The 17,582-nt window shown below is 42.9% G+C and carries 13 protein-coding genes; 5 read left to right on the top strand and 8 right to left on the bottom strand.

The genetic code is table 11. The features are described from left to right. Nucleotides 1–174: 174 nt before the first annotated feature. Both V7K67_RS26495 and V7K67_RS26490 read left to right on the top strand, forming a co-directional pair. Nucleotides 175–1,527 (top strand): helix-hairpin-helix domain-containing protein, encoded by a 1,353-nt coding sequence (locus V7K67_RS26495; protein ID WP_334731155.1) that lies wholly within the window; start codon nt 175–177, stop codon nt 1,525–1,527. Nucleotides 1,528–1,729: 202 nt separating this feature from the next. Beyond that, complete coding sequence (locus V7K67_RS26490; protein WP_334706736.1) at nt 1,730–2,326, top strand: hypothetical protein; 597 nt, start codon at nt 1,730–1,732, stop codon at nt 2,324–2,326. Nucleotides 2,327–3,295: 969 nt separating this feature from the next. Here V7K67_RS26490 and V7K67_RS26485 read toward each other — a convergent pair. From V7K67_RS26485 to V7K67_RS26455, 7 genes are all read right to left on the bottom strand, one after another. Further along, the gene (locus tag V7K67_RS26485) at nt 3,296–3,898 is read right to left on the bottom strand and encodes a cytochrome c oxidase subunit 3 (protein ID WP_334731156.1); all 603 of its coding nucleotides are present in this window, start codon (nt 3,896–3,898) and stop codon (nt 3,296–3,298) included. Nucleotides 3,899–3,995: 97 nt separating this feature from the next. Then, nucleotides 3,996–5,657 (bottom strand): cytochrome c oxidase subunit I, encoded by a 1,662-nt coding sequence (gene ctaD, locus V7K67_RS26480; RefSeq protein WP_334706726.1) that lies wholly within the window; start codon nt 5,655–5,657, stop codon nt 3,996–3,998. 13 nt (nt 5,658–5,670) lie between these two features. Beyond that, nucleotides 5,671–6,585: a cytochrome c oxidase subunit II gene (locus tag V7K67_RS26475; RefSeq protein ID WP_334731157.1), complete on the bottom strand. Its 915-nt coding sequence runs from the start codon at nt 6,583–6,585 to the stop codon at nt 5,671–5,673. Nucleotides 6,586–6,679: 94 nt separating this feature from the next. Next, nucleotides 6,680–7,297: a DUF2231 domain-containing protein gene (locus V7K67_RS26470; RefSeq protein ID WP_334731158.1), complete on the bottom strand. Its 618-nt coding sequence runs from the start codon at nt 7,295–7,297 to the stop codon at nt 6,680–6,682. Beyond that, nucleotides 7,294–7,794 (bottom strand): DUF2231 domain-containing protein, encoded by a 501-nt coding sequence (locus V7K67_RS26465; RefSeq protein ID WP_334706728.1) that lies wholly within the window; start codon nt 7,792–7,794, stop codon nt 7,294–7,296. The genes V7K67_RS26470 and V7K67_RS26465 overlap by 4 nt, the downstream gene beginning before the upstream one ends. Nucleotides 7,795–8,311: 517 nt before the next feature. After that, complete coding sequence (locus tag V7K67_RS26460; RefSeq protein WP_334731159.1) at nt 8,312–9,352, bottom strand: glycerate kinase; 1,041 nt, start codon at nt 9,350–9,352, stop codon at nt 8,312–8,314. Nucleotides 9,353–9,374: 22 nt separating this feature from the next. Further along, nucleotides 9,375–9,707 carry a DUF565 domain-containing protein gene (locus V7K67_RS26455; RefSeq protein ID WP_334706730.1) on the bottom strand — a complete coding sequence of 111 codons (333 nt, stop codon included), beginning with the start codon at nt 9,705–9,707 and terminating at the stop codon, nt 9,375–9,377. Nucleotides 9,708–10,758: 1,051 nt separating this feature from the next. On the opposite strand from V7K67_RS26455, the gene V7K67_RS26450 reads away from it, so the two are divergent. The 3 genes from V7K67_RS26450 (at nt 10,759) to V7K67_RS26440 (ending at nt 13,779) form a co-directional block, all read left to right on the top strand. Beyond that, the gene (locus tag V7K67_RS26450) at nt 10,759–11,385 is read left to right on the top strand and encodes a hypothetical protein (protein WP_334731160.1); all 627 of its coding nucleotides are present in this window, start codon (nt 10,759–10,761) and stop codon (nt 11,383–11,385) included. A gap of 91 nt (nt 11,386–11,476) precedes the next feature. After that, entirely contained in the window at nt 11,477–11,647 is a 171-nt protein-coding gene (locus V7K67_RS26445) for a hypothetical protein (protein WP_334731161.1), read from the top strand. Nucleotides 11,648–11,751: 104 nt separating this feature from the next. Beyond that, the gene (locus V7K67_RS26440) at nt 11,752–13,779 is read left to right on the top strand and encodes an ArnT family glycosyltransferase (RefSeq protein WP_334731162.1); all 2,028 of its coding nucleotides are present in this window, start codon (nt 11,752–11,754) and stop codon (nt 13,777–13,779) included. A gap of 283 nt (nt 13,780–14,062) precedes the next feature. Here the strand turns inward: V7K67_RS26440 and V7K67_RS26435 are convergent, their stop codons facing one another. Next, nucleotides 14,063–17,329, bottom strand: a complete 3,267-nt coding sequence (locus V7K67_RS26435; protein WP_335169063.1) for an ATP-binding protein — start codon at nt 17,327–17,329, stop codon at nt 14,063–14,065. Nucleotides 17,330–17,582 lie beyond the last annotated feature (253 nt).

Raw genomic sequence — 17,582 nt, 5'->3', positions numbered from 1 at the left:
AATCAAAGTTTTGATATATTTTGATATATTTTAATATATGCTAACTACTTTCGTGTAAGAGTATAGCAGTGTTTTCTAGTGATATAATTTTGTATTATGACTGCTATAGATACTACAAAGTCAATAATTTTATCAATTAATTAATTTCGCAAAATTTTTTCAGGGTAGGGTAGGATGATAAAAATAGCCACACGCAAATATTTAGGTAAACAAAATGTCTATGACATTGGGGTTGAACGTGACCATAATTTTGCGATCAAAAATGGCTTAATAGCTTCTAATTGTTTCAATAAATCTCATTCGACTGCCTATGGTTATGTAACTTATCAAACAGCATATTTAAAAGCTAATTACCCATTGGAATATATGGCGGCACTGTTAACGGCTAACAGTGGTGATACCGATAAGGTGCAGCGATATATTACGAACTGTGCAAATATGGGGATTTCCATAGATCCGCCAGATATTAATCGTTCTGGTGTTGATTTTACACCAACGGCAGGCAAGATTTTGTTTGGATTTTCGGCAGTGCGTAACGTAGGACAAAATGCGATCGCTTGTATTTTGGAAGCGAGAAATGAGACAGGAGAGTTTAAATCCCTCGCTGATTTTTGCGATCGCGTGGATTTGCGCGCTGTTAACCGCCGCACCCTGGAGTCGCTAATTTACTGTGGAGCCTTTGACAAAATCGAATCTAACCGCCAACAGTTAATTAACGACTCAGAATTAGTGTATGATTGGGCACAATCTCGCGCCAAAGATAGAGCTAGTGGTCAAGGGAATCTGTTTGATTTATTAGGTGATGGATTTTCTTCGGCTCAGAACAAGAGAACGAATAATGCCTTTGAAACTGCTCCTAAATCTAAACCTGTGACAGATTTGCCCCCACAAAAAAAGTTGCAGATGGAGAAAGAATTACTAGGCTTTTATGTATCAGATCATCCACTGAAATCCTTACGGCAAATAGCACCACTTTTGACTCCAATTAATCTTTCACAACTGGGGGAACAAAGAGAAGATACAAGGCTTTGTGCAGTTGTGATGTTGAATAACGTCAAAAAAGTGGTGACGAAAAAAGGCGATCAGATGGCAATATTGCAAATAGAAGACCTAACTACACAATCAGAAGCCGTAGTTTTTCCGAAAACTTATGAACGCATTAGTTCTCTACTCCAAGTCGATACTAGATTGATTATTTGGGGAAAAGTAGATCGGCGTGATGAGCAAACTCAATTTATTCTTGAAGATGCAGAACCAGTGGAAACAGTACAAATGGTGATGGTGGAATTAAATCCCCAACAAGCAGGTAACATGGAAGATTTACATCGCTTGAAAACAATTTTGCAAGAGCATTCCGTAGACAAAGAAAAGGCAAAAATGCCAGTAATTGGAATTATCCAAACTGAAACTTCTCGTAAACTTGTTCGCTTGGGTTGGCAATTTTGTGTACAAGATTCTAGAATTACCGTTCAAGCTTTACAAAATGCCAGTTTTCCTGCTCATATAAAATCCCTGACTGGTAGCTAACACTAGCAGTGAAAAATCAACCAATACTGAAAAGTAGCTTAAGAATTAGTTTTATTGAACTGTCAACAGTAAATTGCCTTAAGTAGCTAGGATTTGAATCGTTTTTTTAGTTACTTATGCGGATGATAAATTCCTTAAGGGAGTGGTATCTTTTTATGCTAATACCCTTAAGGCTGCGACCGGGGGAAGGAGTTAGAACTTGATGACCGTAAATGAGCTACATAAATTTGTTTCATACTGTAAAAGAATTCAACCCCAAACTCACGAGGACATTCAAAAATTTTTTGAAGGAGTGATATTATTTCCTTACGATAAGGAACTTTTATTGCAAGCTTATTTATTTCTGAATATTCAAGAATTGTTTCCCTCGTGCGCTGAATTGCTGTTGTTTGAAAAGTCTCCAATTTCAGATTATACAGATTTAGGGAAGTGTGATTTTGTCTTCCTGACTTTTAAAGGTAGTCTATTTTTAATAGAAACTAAGTTTATTGATACAGAAGCAACTGGAGCAACAGAAAGAAAAAGAAGAAATAAACATAGAAATAAGGTATTTGAGCAAGTTATTACTTTAAAAGGTCGATTTAGCGAATATTGGAATATGAGGCTAGATCAATTAGAGTGTGGGGTTTTTACAACAGATGCAGAAGTTGCTTGGCGAGGAAATGGTGTGAATGTCATATCTAAATCAATATCTATAGACAAGCTAGAACAATGGCGAAGAAATTATCACAATAGTGATAAATTTTTATCCCATCAAGATGGGTCAAAGTTTGAGGAAAAGGTTAATTCAAAAGGTTGAGATGAGAGCTAATACTGTCTCTTTGTGAAGCTGCGCTAAATCTCTTAATTTCTTATTTTTTGGCGTACTTGGCGCTCTTCTCTAACGAGACGCTACGCGATGGCGGTAGCCTGCGGCAAGCCGCTCCGCGTCTACGTTCTTGATTTCTTGCAGCATAAGCGCATCTTCACACAGAATTGGTATCAAGAGTAGGATTTAATTACCTGAAAGTTTTACTTAATCAACTTGGTAGAGATATTGAAGTTGTTAATTTAGCAGCAGAAAGAACAGATGATTTAATTCACGATTTTGTTTCTATTATTACTTCTTTTTGTGCAAGACTTTACTCAATTAGAAGACGGACTCGGAAAACTGAGTGCATTGTAAAGGGAACAGGGAACGGGCAACAGGCAACAGGGAAATCCCCATAATTAAAATCAGGGGATTTGTAAAAGGACACATTGAAACATCGTGGCTTACGCCATCTCGTTTCAAATATTTTTATCTCTTTTCATAAATAAATTTAGGGACTTTAAACCTTGTATTCGGGGCTAATTTTTTTTTCTGTTCCCTGTTAAGAGTTCCCTGTTCTCGCCCCGAAGGGGCTTGGTAAAGGTAAAACTTTCAAAGTAAAAGATATTTGTCTAGATTTTTTACAACTATAAGTATACTTCTTACAGTGATTTGCCCCTTGTATCCAAAAACCCCTTTTTAACTTCTAACCTCTGTGTTCTCTGCGTCTCTGTGGTTAGATAAATTACTTTTAAACCGCAGAGGCACAGAGGTAACAGAGAGAATAAATGAGATTCTGATTACATTTAGATATGCTCTAGTTTATTCAAATTTAAACTTATCTAAATTCAAGTCAATAGTTGGTGCATCAACGCTAACCAAGTTTCCACTACGAAAGGTGTATGGGGCATAAAAGTAATTAACAATGCCCCATACACCAACCCAGATAATTTATCTGGGTTTTTCTTCCATCAATCCTTACTGCCAAACATAGATCAGGATAAACAAAATAATCCAGATAACATCGACGAAGTGCCAGAACAATGAAGTTGCATTGACACCAAAGTGACCTGTATCGTAGTTGCCAGGTAGGAAAGAACGTACCAAAATTATTAACTGCAATAGGATGCCAGTGAACACGTGCAAACCGTGAAAGCCTGTAAGCAGATAGAACGTTCCACCAAATACCCCGGAGGTGAAACCAAAGGCGAGGCCGTTCCATTCAATCGCTTGGCCAACTAAAAAGTAAGTTCCCATCGCCATTGTTGCCAATAGAAACAGGCGAAATTTTACTAAGTCGTGGCGTTGAAGGGCACGTTCTGCTAAGTAAATTACAAAGCTACTCGCAACAAGAATTACTGTATTGATTGCTGGTTCTTTTACTTCTAGTCCAGAAATACCTGCTGGTAGCCAGTTAGGTGTTGTTGTCTTGTAGATGGCATATCCGGCGAAAAAACTTAAGAAAATGACGCTTTCTGAGAGGAGGAAGACGATGAAGCCAAACATTTTGTTGCCTTCTTCGTCGTGGGTATGTTCTGCGGCTGTGTGGGGCAATTCGTGGGAATTGATATAGCTGTCCATGTTGGTTTTTGAGGGGGAGTTTGAAACGCAAAGGAGAGGCAGCGCGGTCTTGGGGGTCTCCCCCATGAGCGACTGCCGTCGCGGAGGGTTTTTGCGTTTATTCTGGGAGGTTGGCTGTTAAGGGTTCTGATTTGCCGTAGCCATAGGGTTCGGAGATGATGATGGGAGTTTCTTCAAAGTTTTCTACTGGGGGGGGTGAAGAAACTAACCACTCTAGTCCGATTGCTCGCCAAGGGTTAGCGGGTGCTTTCTCGCCTTGCATCCAAGAAATCACCATGTTGAAGATGAAGGGCAAGGTGGACATTCCTAAGAGGAATCCGCCGAGGCTAGCGATAATATTCCAGAATTGGTACTCTGGGGCGTAGGAAGCAACTCGGCGTAACATCCCTTGCAATCCTAAGGGGTGCATGGGCAAAAAGTTAAGGTTTGTGCCGATGAATGCTAACCAGAAGTGGATTTTACCCCAGCTTTCGGAGTACATCCGCCCAGTCATTTTGGGGAACCAGTGGTAGATGGCTGCAAATAAGCCCATCGTCACTGTGCCGTAGAGGACGTAGTGGAAGTGTCCCACCACAAAGTAGGTATTGTTGACGTGGACATCAACGGGCACGGAGGAAAGCATGATGCCTGTGATGCCAGCGAAGACAAACATGATTAATCCGCCCAAGGCGAAAAGCATGGCGGTATTTAGCCGCAGTTTACCGCCCCAAATCGTTGCCACCCAAGCAAACACTTTAATTCCTGTGGGCACAGACACGCACATTGTCGTCAGCATGAAAATCAACCGCATCCAGCCAGGAGTACCACTGACGTACATGTGGTGTACCCAAACAATGCCGCTAACTACAGCAATCAAGATGGATGAAATGGCAACTACTTTGTAACCAAATAGGGGTTTACGTGAATAAACTGGGAAGATTTCTGAGAAAATGCCGAAGACAGGCAAAATGATCACGTAAACGGCGGGGTGGGAGTAGAACCAGAAGTAATGTTGGAACATTACTGGATTTCCACCCTTGGCGGGGTCGAAAAAGGCGGTGCCAGCTGTGAGGTCAAGTAGCAGCATCACTGCACCTGCTGTCAGTGCTGGAAGTCCAAATAGTTGGATGATTTGGGCGCTAAATACTGCCCAGACAAACAACGGCATTTTAAAGAAGCCCATGCCTGGGGCCCGCATTTTGACGATGGTGGTGACAAAGTTGACTGCCCCCATAATTGAGGATACGCCAGATATTGCTACCGCTAGTAGCCAGATAACTTGACCATTAATTAAGTTACCTGTGGGATTCTGGAGACTAACTGGTGGGTAAGACCACCAACCGGCTTGGGCAGGGCCTCCAGGGACGAAGAAACTACCCATCATCAAAATCCCAACTACTGGTACCATCCAAAAGGCGACGGCATTCAGGCGGGGAAATGCCATATCTCGCGCCCCAATCATCAGGGGTACTAGATAGTTGGCAAAACCAACGAGTGAGGGAAATGTCCACAAAAACAGCATCACGGTGCCGTGCATGGTGAACATCCCGTTATAGACGGTGCGATCAACTAAATCTGATTCGGGTGTCATCAGTTCTCCCCGCATCACCATCGCAAAGATACCGCCGACGAGAAAGAAGAAAAATGAGGTAACGAGATACTGGATACCAATTACCTTGTGGTCGGTACTAAAGCTGAAGTATTCTTTCCAGTTACTCGGAGATTCGTGTTTGGGCTTCTCATTCGGGAGAAGAATGCCTTCAATAGGAACATTAGTCATGGTTACTTTCCTTTCAACCAGGTGAATTGACTAGAGGAGGTGCAGCAGGTGGAACTGTAACCCAACCTGTTTGGACTGATTGATGGGATGTTTGAGCATACTCAGAAGCCGCTTGATTCTTTGCTGGGGAGGGCTTTTGAGTTGCAGCTTGGGCTAGCCACTGCTGATAATCTTCAGGAGATTCGACGATGACATTCGCTTGCATCGTCGCAAAGTATGTGCCGCTGTATTGAGAATCGGTCAATCGGTATTTGCCGGGGCGGATGGGAGTAAATTCAAAGTCGATCGCATGGTTAGGAATAATATCCTGCTTGAGGCGGAACGCAGGAATATAGAAGCCGTGCAAAACATCCTGTGATTTCAGCGCTAAACGTATCCGGCGATCGCTTGGTAAATGCAATTCGGTACTGGTAATATCTCTTTCTGGGTAATGAAAAACCCATGCCCACTGTTTAGCTAGTACGTCAATTTTCTCAACGGGTTCTGCTAAGGGGTTAGCTGGTGCTGCATAAGCTGATTCCATTACCAGCGGATTATGCAGGTGAACTATTTCCGATGGGCCTTGAATTCCCATTTGTTCGTAGACTTGGTAGCTGTAGCCTGCAATCCAAAACACTAACAGAATTGGGATTGCTGTCCAGACAACTTCTAAGGTGACATTACCTTCAATCGGAGGGCCGTCAGTGAAGTCATCTTTGACTGCCCGATGGAAGATCACAGAATACATCAGAGTACTTGTTACTCCCAAGAAGATGAAGGCACCGAGGGTTACTAAGAAGCTAATCAAATCATCAATTAGTACGGATTCGGCCGCTGCTTGAGGAGGAAGCCAGGAGTAAGCCTGCTTGCCGATCCAGAGACTGGTGGAAGTCACTGCGATCGCGCCTGTAAGCAGCGTCAAAATATTTAAAATCTTCTGGATTTTCATGGTCTTTGGTTATTGGGCATGGGGCATTGGTCATTGGTCATTGGTCATTGGTTAGTAACTTTAAATAAATGACAAAGGACAATTGACTAATGACTCATTTGAGTGTTGTATTGAGGTCTTGACCTAATCGCAGCAGATTATCTGCGGTATTGTGTACGCCAAATTCAGCGGCTAGTTGCGCTCCTAGTGTGCCGTGAATGTACATAATGAACATGATTGCGATGCCTGCGAACAGATAGATCCATTGCACTTCTCTATCTGTCTGTTTATATTCTTGTTTGCCCCAAATGAAGCGCTGCCAAGCTCTCCAGATGGTCATGCCAACAATCAGCGCTAATAAGAACACACCACCTACACCATGCCAAAGCATACTTTCCATTGCCTGCAATCCCCAGGCACTCTTCATATCAGCTGGTGGTGTTGCTAACAGCATTTCATAAAACCCTGCTGCCACTGTGAAAAATGTGATGATGCTGGCAGCTAACATGTTGTACCAGCCAACAGCAAATAAGTTGTCACGTTCCACAGTAATTGCCAAAAATTTGAAGACCCATTTTTCAAAGGGGAACAGAACACCAACGATATCAAAGGTCATCCCAATGATGAACAAACCTATTGTCAGATGGACTAAGTTGGGATGAATGGGAATTGTGTAAGGTAATCCGTTTGCGCCTAGAGAGTCGGTTAATTGGTTAATTAATTCTGAGTTCATCGCAACACACCATCCTTTACTGCTTCCACAACTGGCACGGTATGCAATCCATATACCCAAACAAGTTCATCGCCAAGATATACTTGTAAGCCAACTATCAAGGCTAAAACTAGTCCGGCGCCCAAATAATAAATCGGTACTTTTTGCGGATTGCGGGCACGAATTACATAGCGCCAAGCTGTCAGCGCTGTGATAATTCCTGAAAGCGACCAACCAATTAGCGTATGCAAATTCAGCACCGATTTCGCTAGGCTATAAGGCTGTGCCAACCCCGCTTCAAACTGACCAAAAATAATCGCGACGAAGATAGCGATCGTGGCAACTAACATATTCCACCAACTCACCTCAAAAAGACTGGATTTACCAGTAAAATAGCCAATTACATCACAGACAAAGGAAAACAACACCATCGCAATTACGAAGTGGACAACGATGGGGTGAACCGTATCTGGATAAGGTAAATTGTGGTCGTTCAAAGATGTAAAATACTCAAACATAGCCTTCTCCTGGACATATCTCCCGCACTTTGGTCAATTAATTTTGGATTTTGGATTGCCAATTTTGGATTTTAGATTTATTCCGTCCCTGACGAGAGATAAACCCGAACACCCCAATCCAAAATCCCAAATCTAAAATCGCTAGTCAAACTTCAATGATTGGTGGACACTCACTAACATCACCACAAGTATCCATCCATAATTGATCTGATTCTGTTCAATATCTGCGCGGTGCAATATGCTTAATCATGTCTTAGCTTTTTGTAGCCAAATCTGGTTGAATTGCCTACATAGAATAATTTTGGTTTTGATTCATTTCCTTATGCCAATAGCCTGCAACAGCAATTCTTGATGGAGCTAAATCAAATCGCTGTTGTTTGTTGATTTGCTTAACCTATCTTTTAGCTTAAGTAAATTTTTATGAATTGTCAAAACAATAAATCTTAAACTTTTAAAAGTTAGTTATTGAACAAAAAAGTATTTTCATAATGTATTTATCTTTGCATTAATTTAAATACTAATTGCCATACACTTCACCAAAACTATGATCGGCATGAATCTCGATCGCTAGTTCAACTGCTGCGGCATCTTTTAGCAATGGCTTAATGAATAATTCCGGGTGAAGCGATCGCCAAAAATAATTGACAAATTCTTTTATCTCGGCATCGCTCATCCCTGACTTACCCCTAGCAATCATCTGCTGTTCAGCCTGTTTGCGCCACTCCAAAGAACAGCGGTAATCGGTGGGATAGAGCAAAATTAAGCTGTCTAATCGCTCCCACAGTGGTAAATAATTGTGGAGGCGATGATTAATATCACGGGCGAATGCTCTATCATTCTCAGTAATAATTGGCGGCGGTGCTGTATTAAATACATTTGGATCGATTGGTCGTACACCCACAAACCAACCTTCAAATAGTACAATATCTACACCTGTAACGATTTCTGGAGTAGTACGATCGCCAGCGCCTCCATAAGCAGATTTATCAAAGCGGGGAACCATCACTGAACTTTGCGACTGGCGGATTTGATCTAGTACATTTAAGCCTAAGTCTACATCGTGGGTTCCTGGCGGCCCGCGCCAAATTAAGCGGGGATCTTGCTGTGTTAAAACCAAGCGATCACTGTAAGTTTTATATAAGTCATCCAAAGATAAACTCACAGTCCGGTATCCCAACCGATCGAGAATCAAACTGAGAATTTTGCAGGTTGTGGTTTTACCCGTGCCTTGTCCTCCCAAGATTCCCTGAATCAGGGGGCGTCCCAATTGTTGGCGGTGCAATGCTAGTTTGATTCCCAAAGGAAGCCACAAGTCCCACAAGACTGGTAACATTTCCTGGGGTTCGATTTGGAGGGTAGTTTGGCAGAATTGGTTAAAAGCTGGCAAGACCGATTTTAGTAAATGCGATCGCTTTTTGATCGCTTCATCGACATTTTCCGGCGCGATCCCAAAAGCTTTAGCCCTTAACCGATCTGCCAGCGCTGCTTCTCTTACTTGCTGCTGCCAAGTTTCCGCCACTGCATCGGTTGTCAAAATTTCACCCAGCCACAAATTCATAAATCCCCCATCTCACATCTCACTACGATCCCAGCTTGAAGGCTTCGAGAAACAGGCTATAGGTGAAACCAACTTTGAGGAGATTCAATGAGTCTATCAAGAGCGATCGCCTTGACAAAAAGCTGCGACTATAAAATATCCTACTGGTAATTTCCGTCAACAGTACTAAAAAACCAGCTGCCACAATATCCAATTCAGCCCGTTGTCCAGCTGTCGTGGAAACTGCGTTTCCCAGAAAAAAACCGAACAAAAAACTAATTATCAGCAACGATAGCCGCCGCCAAGGATTTAAAAACCATTGCCCCAAGCGTGTAGCAATGGCATCGAACAAGTTATTGAGACGAGTGTTTTGCATTGGGGGGACTTCTGGGGAAAAGTCAAGATATCTTGAAATATACAGCAGAATTCAGGAGTCAGAATGGGCTACACCCCGCTGCGCTCACAGAATTCAGAAGTAAAACAGGCTTTATATCTGGCTTTAAGACTTAGCTTGTATACCTCACTAACTTGAAATTCGCTGTATCTATATTAAATTGAGCAGGATATTGGTTTTAGTATCAGCTTGTTTGTTAATATTGTAGATATCTACTAAAATTCGAGTGTTCCTTCAAATTTGCTCATTCTATCATCTTTAGAGAAGTACATTTTCTTCGAGGATGTTTGGGAAGTATAAATATTTAGTTTGATCCCCACAAATAAGCTTGAAATCAAGGGGAAAATGACTCAATTTCCCCCTTTTTTAAGGAAGCTAGTCCATAACACAGGTTTACTGACTTGTATCCATACAGGTAAGCAAGCGTCTCCCAATAGGAGAAAGGACTAGCGTAGATTTAGGGGGATCTGCGATCGCTTGCTATATCAATAGGCACTTTCCAAACATCCTCTCAATAAGGTGGCTTTTCATAGCAGAAGATAAAATATACCACTTAGGAACGTGGATTAAATTAAGATGCAAAACCTCATCCTGTCTCTAGCTTCCTTCTCCAATATATCGGAGAGGGATTGAGGGTGAGGTAAACCAGAGACATAAATTGTATGTTATTTAATTCTTATTCCTTAGATTTATCTGAGGTTTGGCAAAGCACGCCTTGTTAGAGCCGCTAGCGGTTTCAGGAAACTTTTATTTTTTATACAAATGAATTAGCTAGCTCTGTATCAAATGTTATTTTTTTATTTAAAACTACGGGCAAAATCCCAAGGAACGGGTGTCTGTAACCCTTGTTTTTCAAACATCAAAGAAATTATTTACTGCAAATGTTTTCTCATCAAAATGATATTTATAATACATCCGTGTCCCTAATTTTAACAAAGTCTATATTAGGCTAATTTGTGTGATTATCTTTTGGGATAATAGGCTACTATTTGGTCAAGCCTAGACAAAATATTTATTTCTAATAACTATCAATATGAAATCTTCAGTGTATCGTAACGTCGGTGTTACAGCATCTTGCTTGGGACTGCTTGTTGCTCTGGTAGGATGCTTTGGAATTAGCGTATCCTTTGAGTCCACAAACCCAGATACATCTTCACAACTGCCAACAGAAACTTTTCAGAAGCAGACAACTTCTGTCTTACCTAAAAAAGATACTTCTGCTAGTGTATCTACTCCAGTAACTAACTCAACTAATCAAATAGAACATAGCAGCAAAGAGAATACTTATCCTGTCTTGGCAGATCGTGATAAATCAGCTAGCAAAGTCAACAATCAAGGGACTTTGCGAGTGAGCAATCAAACAAATCAGCCTGTGCGGCTGGCTCTACTGGCGCGACAGTCGGTAGCAAAAGGCTCTGGTACTAAACAGACTAACTACGATGTACCAGCACATTGGGATTTTGCTCCCCAGGAAGGTAGTGAGAAGGGACTGATTTTATCCCTACCTCAGAATAATTTAAAGCTGGAGAAAGGAGATATTTTAGTTGCTTTTGCACAAGATGGTTCCCGTCGTTACTGGGGCCCTTATGTTGTCGGTGAAACTCAATTACCTAAGTGGAATTCGCAAAACAAAGAATGGCAACTAGTGCTGAGTCCTTGAAGAGGGAAGGGGGCAGGAGGCAAAATAATAGTTCCTCTTTTCCGTTAGCGATAGCGCGGCGTTTAACCCGTTCCCAGTCCTGATAAAAGAAATGAGATTCCAGACTCAGCACTCAGCACTCATTCTGATATATGTTGGCTTTGGCAAAGCCTCCAACGCCACTTGCTACAACGCTCTTAACCCGCGCAACGCAGTGGCTCCCCAACCGACAATTTTTTTGCAACATTTTAGCCTTGCCACGCCACTACCCTATAGTTGGTAAAGTGTTGAGTAATGAGTAGAGGAAAATTGTTGAATTAAAAACTCCGAAGAACAAAAGATAGATAACCAACGACTATTGATTAGTGATTGTTGACTATTGACTAAATGAGAATGAAATTGAGTGTTAAGCGCACTGTTGATCGGTGGTTCAACAAAATAGCAAAAAATCCAGCCCTTAGTGTAACTGTGTCGATTTTGTGTTTGATGCTGATTGGCTGGGTGGCTTTTGGCTGGAATTTGGGCAATATTGGCTTGATTGATGAGACAGAGCCGCTCTTTGCCGAAGCTTCCCGCCAGATGTTCGTTACAGGTGATTGGATTACCCCATTTTTCAATGGTGACACTCGTTTCGATAAACCTGCTTTAATTTACTGGTGTCAAGCGATCGCATTTCACATAATTGGGGTGAATGAGTGGGCAGTACGTCTTCCTTCTGCGATCGCGGCATTAGGCTTAGTTTGTTTAGCTTTTTACACCATACAGTGGTATTTAACTAAACAAGACGAATTAGAGCAAGTTTCACGTCCGACTCGCCGCTACTTAATATCTTTTATCACAGCAGCGCTGATGGCACTCAATCCCGAAACTATTATTTGGGCGAGAACAGGTGTCTCTGATATGCTGCTCACTGGTTGCATGGCATCAGCTTTGTTATGTTTCTTTCTAGGGTACGCAGGGGAGGAAGGGAGCAGGGGGCAGGGAGTAGGGGGAGATGAGGGAGCAGTGGAGAAGCAAGGGAGCAGGGAGCAGGGAGCAAGGGAGAAGAGTTTTCCCCTCCGTCCCCCGCACCCCGCCCCTCTGCCTCTTTTCAATGCCCAATCCCCAATGCCCCATGCCCTATTCCCCAATAAGTGGTACTTAGCTTTTTATGTGCTGATTGCTGGCGCAATTTTGACTAAAGGGCCAGTGGGAATTGTCTTGCCAGGGCTAATTGTTGGTGCTTTTTTGCTTTACGTGGGTAAAGTCCGAGAGGTGATGCGGGAAATGCGCCTCTTTGTAGGTATACTGATAATTCTCGGTTTGTCAGTGCCCTGGTATGCTTTAGTAATTTGGCGCAATGGCTGGAATTATATTAACTCCTTTTTTGGTTATCACAACCTGGAACGCTTTACAGAAGTAGTTAATGGTCACTCAGCACCTTGGTATTTTTACTTCGTAATAGTGTTGCTGGGTTTTGCACCATACTCAGTGTATTTACCAGCCTCTATAATCAGACTAAAGTTTTGGCAGCGATCGCATTGGCGATCTCTTGAACGTTTTCAGCAATTTGGTTTATTTGCCTGGTTCTGGTTTGCTAGCATCTTTGTCTTTTTCTGCATTGCTGTCACCAAACTCCCTAGCTACGTATTGCCTTTAATGCCGGCAGCAGCAATTCTGGTAGCCTTGTTGTGGAGTGACCTTTTCCCCAACACTGAACATGACGAGGAGACACAAATACATGGGGAAACGGAAAAAGTATTTGATAATTCCTCTTCATCCCCACGTGTCCCCATCCCCGCATCACTCATTTGGAGTGGTTGGGTGAATGTAGTGTTTTTATCATTTTTGTCAACAGCACTGTTTAACCTAACCCATATATTAGGTACTGATCCAGCTATCAGCAACTTCCACGAACTAATTCAACAATCCGGTATACCAGTAATCGCGGGTGTAATTTGGCTGGTATGTGCTGTTTTGGTTGCTGGTTTATTATTGAGTCGCCGCTGGAACTACGTTATCAGTATTAATTTAATCGGGTTTGTGGCGTTTTTAATTTTTGTCTTAACGCCTGCTTTGTTCTTTATCGATCGAGAACGTCAATTACCCTTAAGGGAATTGTCTGCGGTAATACTAGAAGCAAAACAACCAAATGAAGAATTGATCATGCTTGGCTTCAAAAAGCCTAGTGTGGTATTTTACAGCCACATTCATGTAAATTATTTAGGATTTCCCCAAGAGGCTTTACAGCATATTAAAAACCAGGCTGCCAAAGGATTAAAACCTGCCTCAGTGCTACTGTTGGCCGAACAGAAAAAGTTTTTACAAATGGACTTACAGCCAGATGATTACAAGAGTTTATCAACCAAGGGTGCTTATAACTTGGTTCGAGTTCCTTTTAAGAAAAAGAAAAATGAAAAAATAGATATATCGTAAATTGTCATTAGTCATTAGTCCTTGGGAAATAACTAATGACCAATGCCCTTCAGGAGTGCTGAGTGCTGAGTGGGGAATCTCATTTCTTTACTCAGGACTGGGAACGGTCTAAACGCCCCGCTAACGGAACTCAGAACTGTTTTGCCCAATGCCCAATAGACAGCTCCAGAAATTAAATATGCGTTATCCAGAATCCTTGTAGAGACGTAGCACTGCTACGTCTCTACATTCATTTTCGGAGATGCCCAATGCCCAATGCCCAATGCCCAATGCCCAATACCCATTAACATTTGCCATTGTAACCGTTGACAGCTAAAGCTTGATTGATCTGATTTAAGAGGTCTTCCATTGATATTGATCGCGGTAATATTTGAGTAGCGATCACACCAACAACAGTTTCTATCGATTCCAAACCATTCTTCTTCTGCTCCTGATAAGCTACCCCAGGCTGGAAACTGGTTTCTGGGAGATTTAATCGCTGATTTAGTACCAAAATTGGTGGTAACTTGTCAGGCGAATCTCCTAATGTTTTCAGTGCTTTGAGTACATCTTTGTGGATAGCAGATTCTCCTAAGCAAATTAGCAGTAAGTCAACGCTTTGGTGGCGAATTTGTTGTAACACTTCTGCCCAACAAGGACTCATCGCCGCTTTCAAGCCTGCTGTTTGTAAATACTGAATTAAAGCTTGGAACCACTCAGAACCTCGTTCCGCAGTTTCACTACTAATTGAGCAATTTTTTTCAGTCCGATAACCCTTAGCTGGCTTGCGTCTTACCTGGGGAAAATCACGCAGCATTGTCAAATCCACTACCAAGATGTTAGGAGGGCAGCAAATCCCAGAAGCAATTTGCAGTACCGATAGTAAGGCATCTGTTTTCTCGGGGCGACTGCTGTTGTCTTTGGCAAATGGTGTTAAGTAGGGAAATACAGATAGCCCTGGTATTTTAGAAGCTATTAAGGTGGTTGCGACATCGCAAGTAACCAGTGGTATAGCCGCTAAACGTGGATGCCCAATTAGTTGTTGCAGATAAATTTGGGCGGTGGTACTTTCGACATCAAGCAAAATGACATCAAACTGCCATACCCGCGCCAAAAGTTCAGCCTGATCTAGGTCATCTACTTCAATTACCCGATGTTCTCGAAGTGAAGGGTGGGGATTGACTGATTCCAACTGGGGATTCACCAGCCTGAGAATTCGCAGTGGGGTTTTAGTTGGGGTAATTGCATCGTTGTTTAACCCTAGCTGCCCAACTGCTTGTACAGTACATAATTTTTCGAGAACTGGTGCTAATACCTGATGCTCAACTGGCAAACTTAAGAAACCATCGGCTCGATTAGCAAATGCTTGCTCCTTTTCGGCTCCCGTCGCTGTCACAATGACAGATATATGACGGGTTGCGGTGTCAGATTTGAGTAAAGTCAGCACATCCCAACCTGATAGTAGGGGTAGCAATGGATTCAAAAATATCGCTATTGGTTGCAGGCGCCGAGCTTTTTCCACTGCTTCTGTCCCTGATCGCGCAATCACTACCCGATACCCTAAACCTTTGAGTTGTTCGGTCAAGTCTTCAATATATCTGGCTACTGCCTCGACTACCAAAACCAAGCGTTGCGAACTAGCGTGATGATGCTGTGTGGGCGTACTAACATACTGACGAGCGGCTGCGGGGTTTTGCCGTGTCTGTTGGTGTCGTGTTTCCTCATCTTCTCTGATTCCCATATCTGGTTCAGAAAAGCCTGTATTTGGGGGACTAGGCGGCAGTAGTAGTGTGAACTGGCTACCTTTTCCTTCACGCGATAAGAAGCTGACATCTCCTCCGTGGAGACGAGCTAAGGCGCGAGTTAATACCAGCCCTAAACCAGTGCCTTCAAATTGGCGGGTGAGGGGATTTTCTAATTGTTGGAATTTTTGAAAGATTAAGTGTTGCTGGTGTTCAGGAATGCCAATGCCTGTATCCCAAATTGTAAAGGCAATCCATCCTTCCCAACGACTTACCCGCAACCCGATTTCGCCAGATATTTCGGTGAATTTAAAGGCGTTAGAAAGTAGGTGTACTAGCATCTGACGTAAGCGCAATTCATCTGCCACCATCTGATCTAAGCCTAGTTCAATGGAAAGGCAGAATTGGGGAGCGGATGAACGGGCATTTGGAGGTGGTGAGGCGGATGTCGCTTTGGTGGTTTGAGTGTGGATAGCTTTAGCTTCCGATAGGGCGCGATCGCACACAGCCCGAATTTTTACCGGAGTCAGCGTCAAATCCATTTGCCCCGTCTCCATTCGGGTCAAATCCAAAATGTCATTAACCACACTCATCAGGTGGCGTCCACTTTGATGAATCAGTCCTGCATAACGGGCTTGACGTTCGTTAAGTTCTCCCAACTGCTGATCCACTAGCAAGCGCGATAATCCTAAAACAGCAGTTAGGGGAGTTTTGAGTTCATGACTAATACAAGCTAAAAACTCGTCTTTCAACCGATTTAGTTGAATTAAATCGGCATTCTTCGCTGCCAATTCTTTGCAAAGCTGCTGCTGTTCAGTGACATCAGTAGCTAAAACTAACCACAAGTCAGTGCTGAGTGCTGTTAGCGGTAGCGGGGCGTTGAGCCAGTGCTGAGTGCTGTTAGCGGTAGCGGGGCGTTGAGCCAGTGCTGAAAACTCAGGACTATCTAAGGGAATTTTGGCAAATTGCCAGATTCGCTCTTGACCATTTTGCACTTCGACAACGCAGGTACAAGTACCCACTTGACTATCTAAATAGCACCGACTATATCCAGCATCACCTGATGCTTCTGGCTGAATCAGTTCCTCTTCACCATGCTCATTCTCCCTGCCATGGGGATGAACCTTGATTGCTTGTTGAGTAACATATTCTGGTGTTTCCAAGAGATTAGGCACAAGTATTGCCTCCACCTGTTGCCTAACTCCTTCTGGGTCTTTTAAGGTTCCTAATTGCTGCCACCAGGCGGGATTTCGCGCTACCACCTCGCCAGTACCCGTTTGCAACATCAAAGGCCAAGGCAGTCTTTCTAGCAAGTGAACCAGTGGTTGGTGTCCTAAGGACTTGGATTCATTTGTCCTAGCATCATGCTCATGGTGGTGTTCACCTGAGCTTTGTAAGCCAGCCATGCGTTCCTTAGCTAGCGATCGCACTAGGCGCGAACTATCCAGCAGCCCCAAATATCGCCCATCAGAGTCAATCAGCGCCCAATCTAAGTTCTGCTGTTTTTCGGCGGCATCGCCCAAGTGCAAGCTCAATTGCTCTACACGCTCAGAAGCTAATATTGTCTGTATTGGCTCAATTAGACCTTGACCCCAGGTAGAGAGCGATTGGTGTAAATTTAGATTTTTATCGTCACTATGTGTTAATAATTTTGGGATTAAACGGGCAGAATACAGCAATCCGATGGGGCATTGCTGTTGATTCACTACTACCAAGCGATCGCACTGCTCTTGCTCAAAAATCTCTAACACCACTGCCAGAGAACTTGTTTGAGGGCAGCTAGGTACGGTTGCCTGAAAGTCATAAAGCGGGTAATCTAGCATTAACATAGGGCTTTGGGGGTCATTCTTCCTGTGGAACCCTCCGGCATTTCCATCTGCCAGTTGATGGTCTTTTCGCCTGAAGTCATATCCTCTAAGAAGACTCATATAAGCAACTCTGGTTATTTCAACGCCATTAAAACAATGGGATTTCCCTTCACGGACACTTGCTTGCGGACGAGTGCATTTTTTCAAAAGGCCATGTTTCTCACTTCTAGCAACTAGCCTCCCCAGTGTCTTACTGGTATTTAAACTCCTCATC

This window comes from Nostoc sp., from assembly GCF_036917155.1.
GTDB lineage: Bacteria > Cyanobacteriota > Cyanobacteriia > Cyanobacteriales > Nostocaceae > Nostoc.
This window is presented reverse-complemented; position numbering and strand designations above follow the sequence as displayed.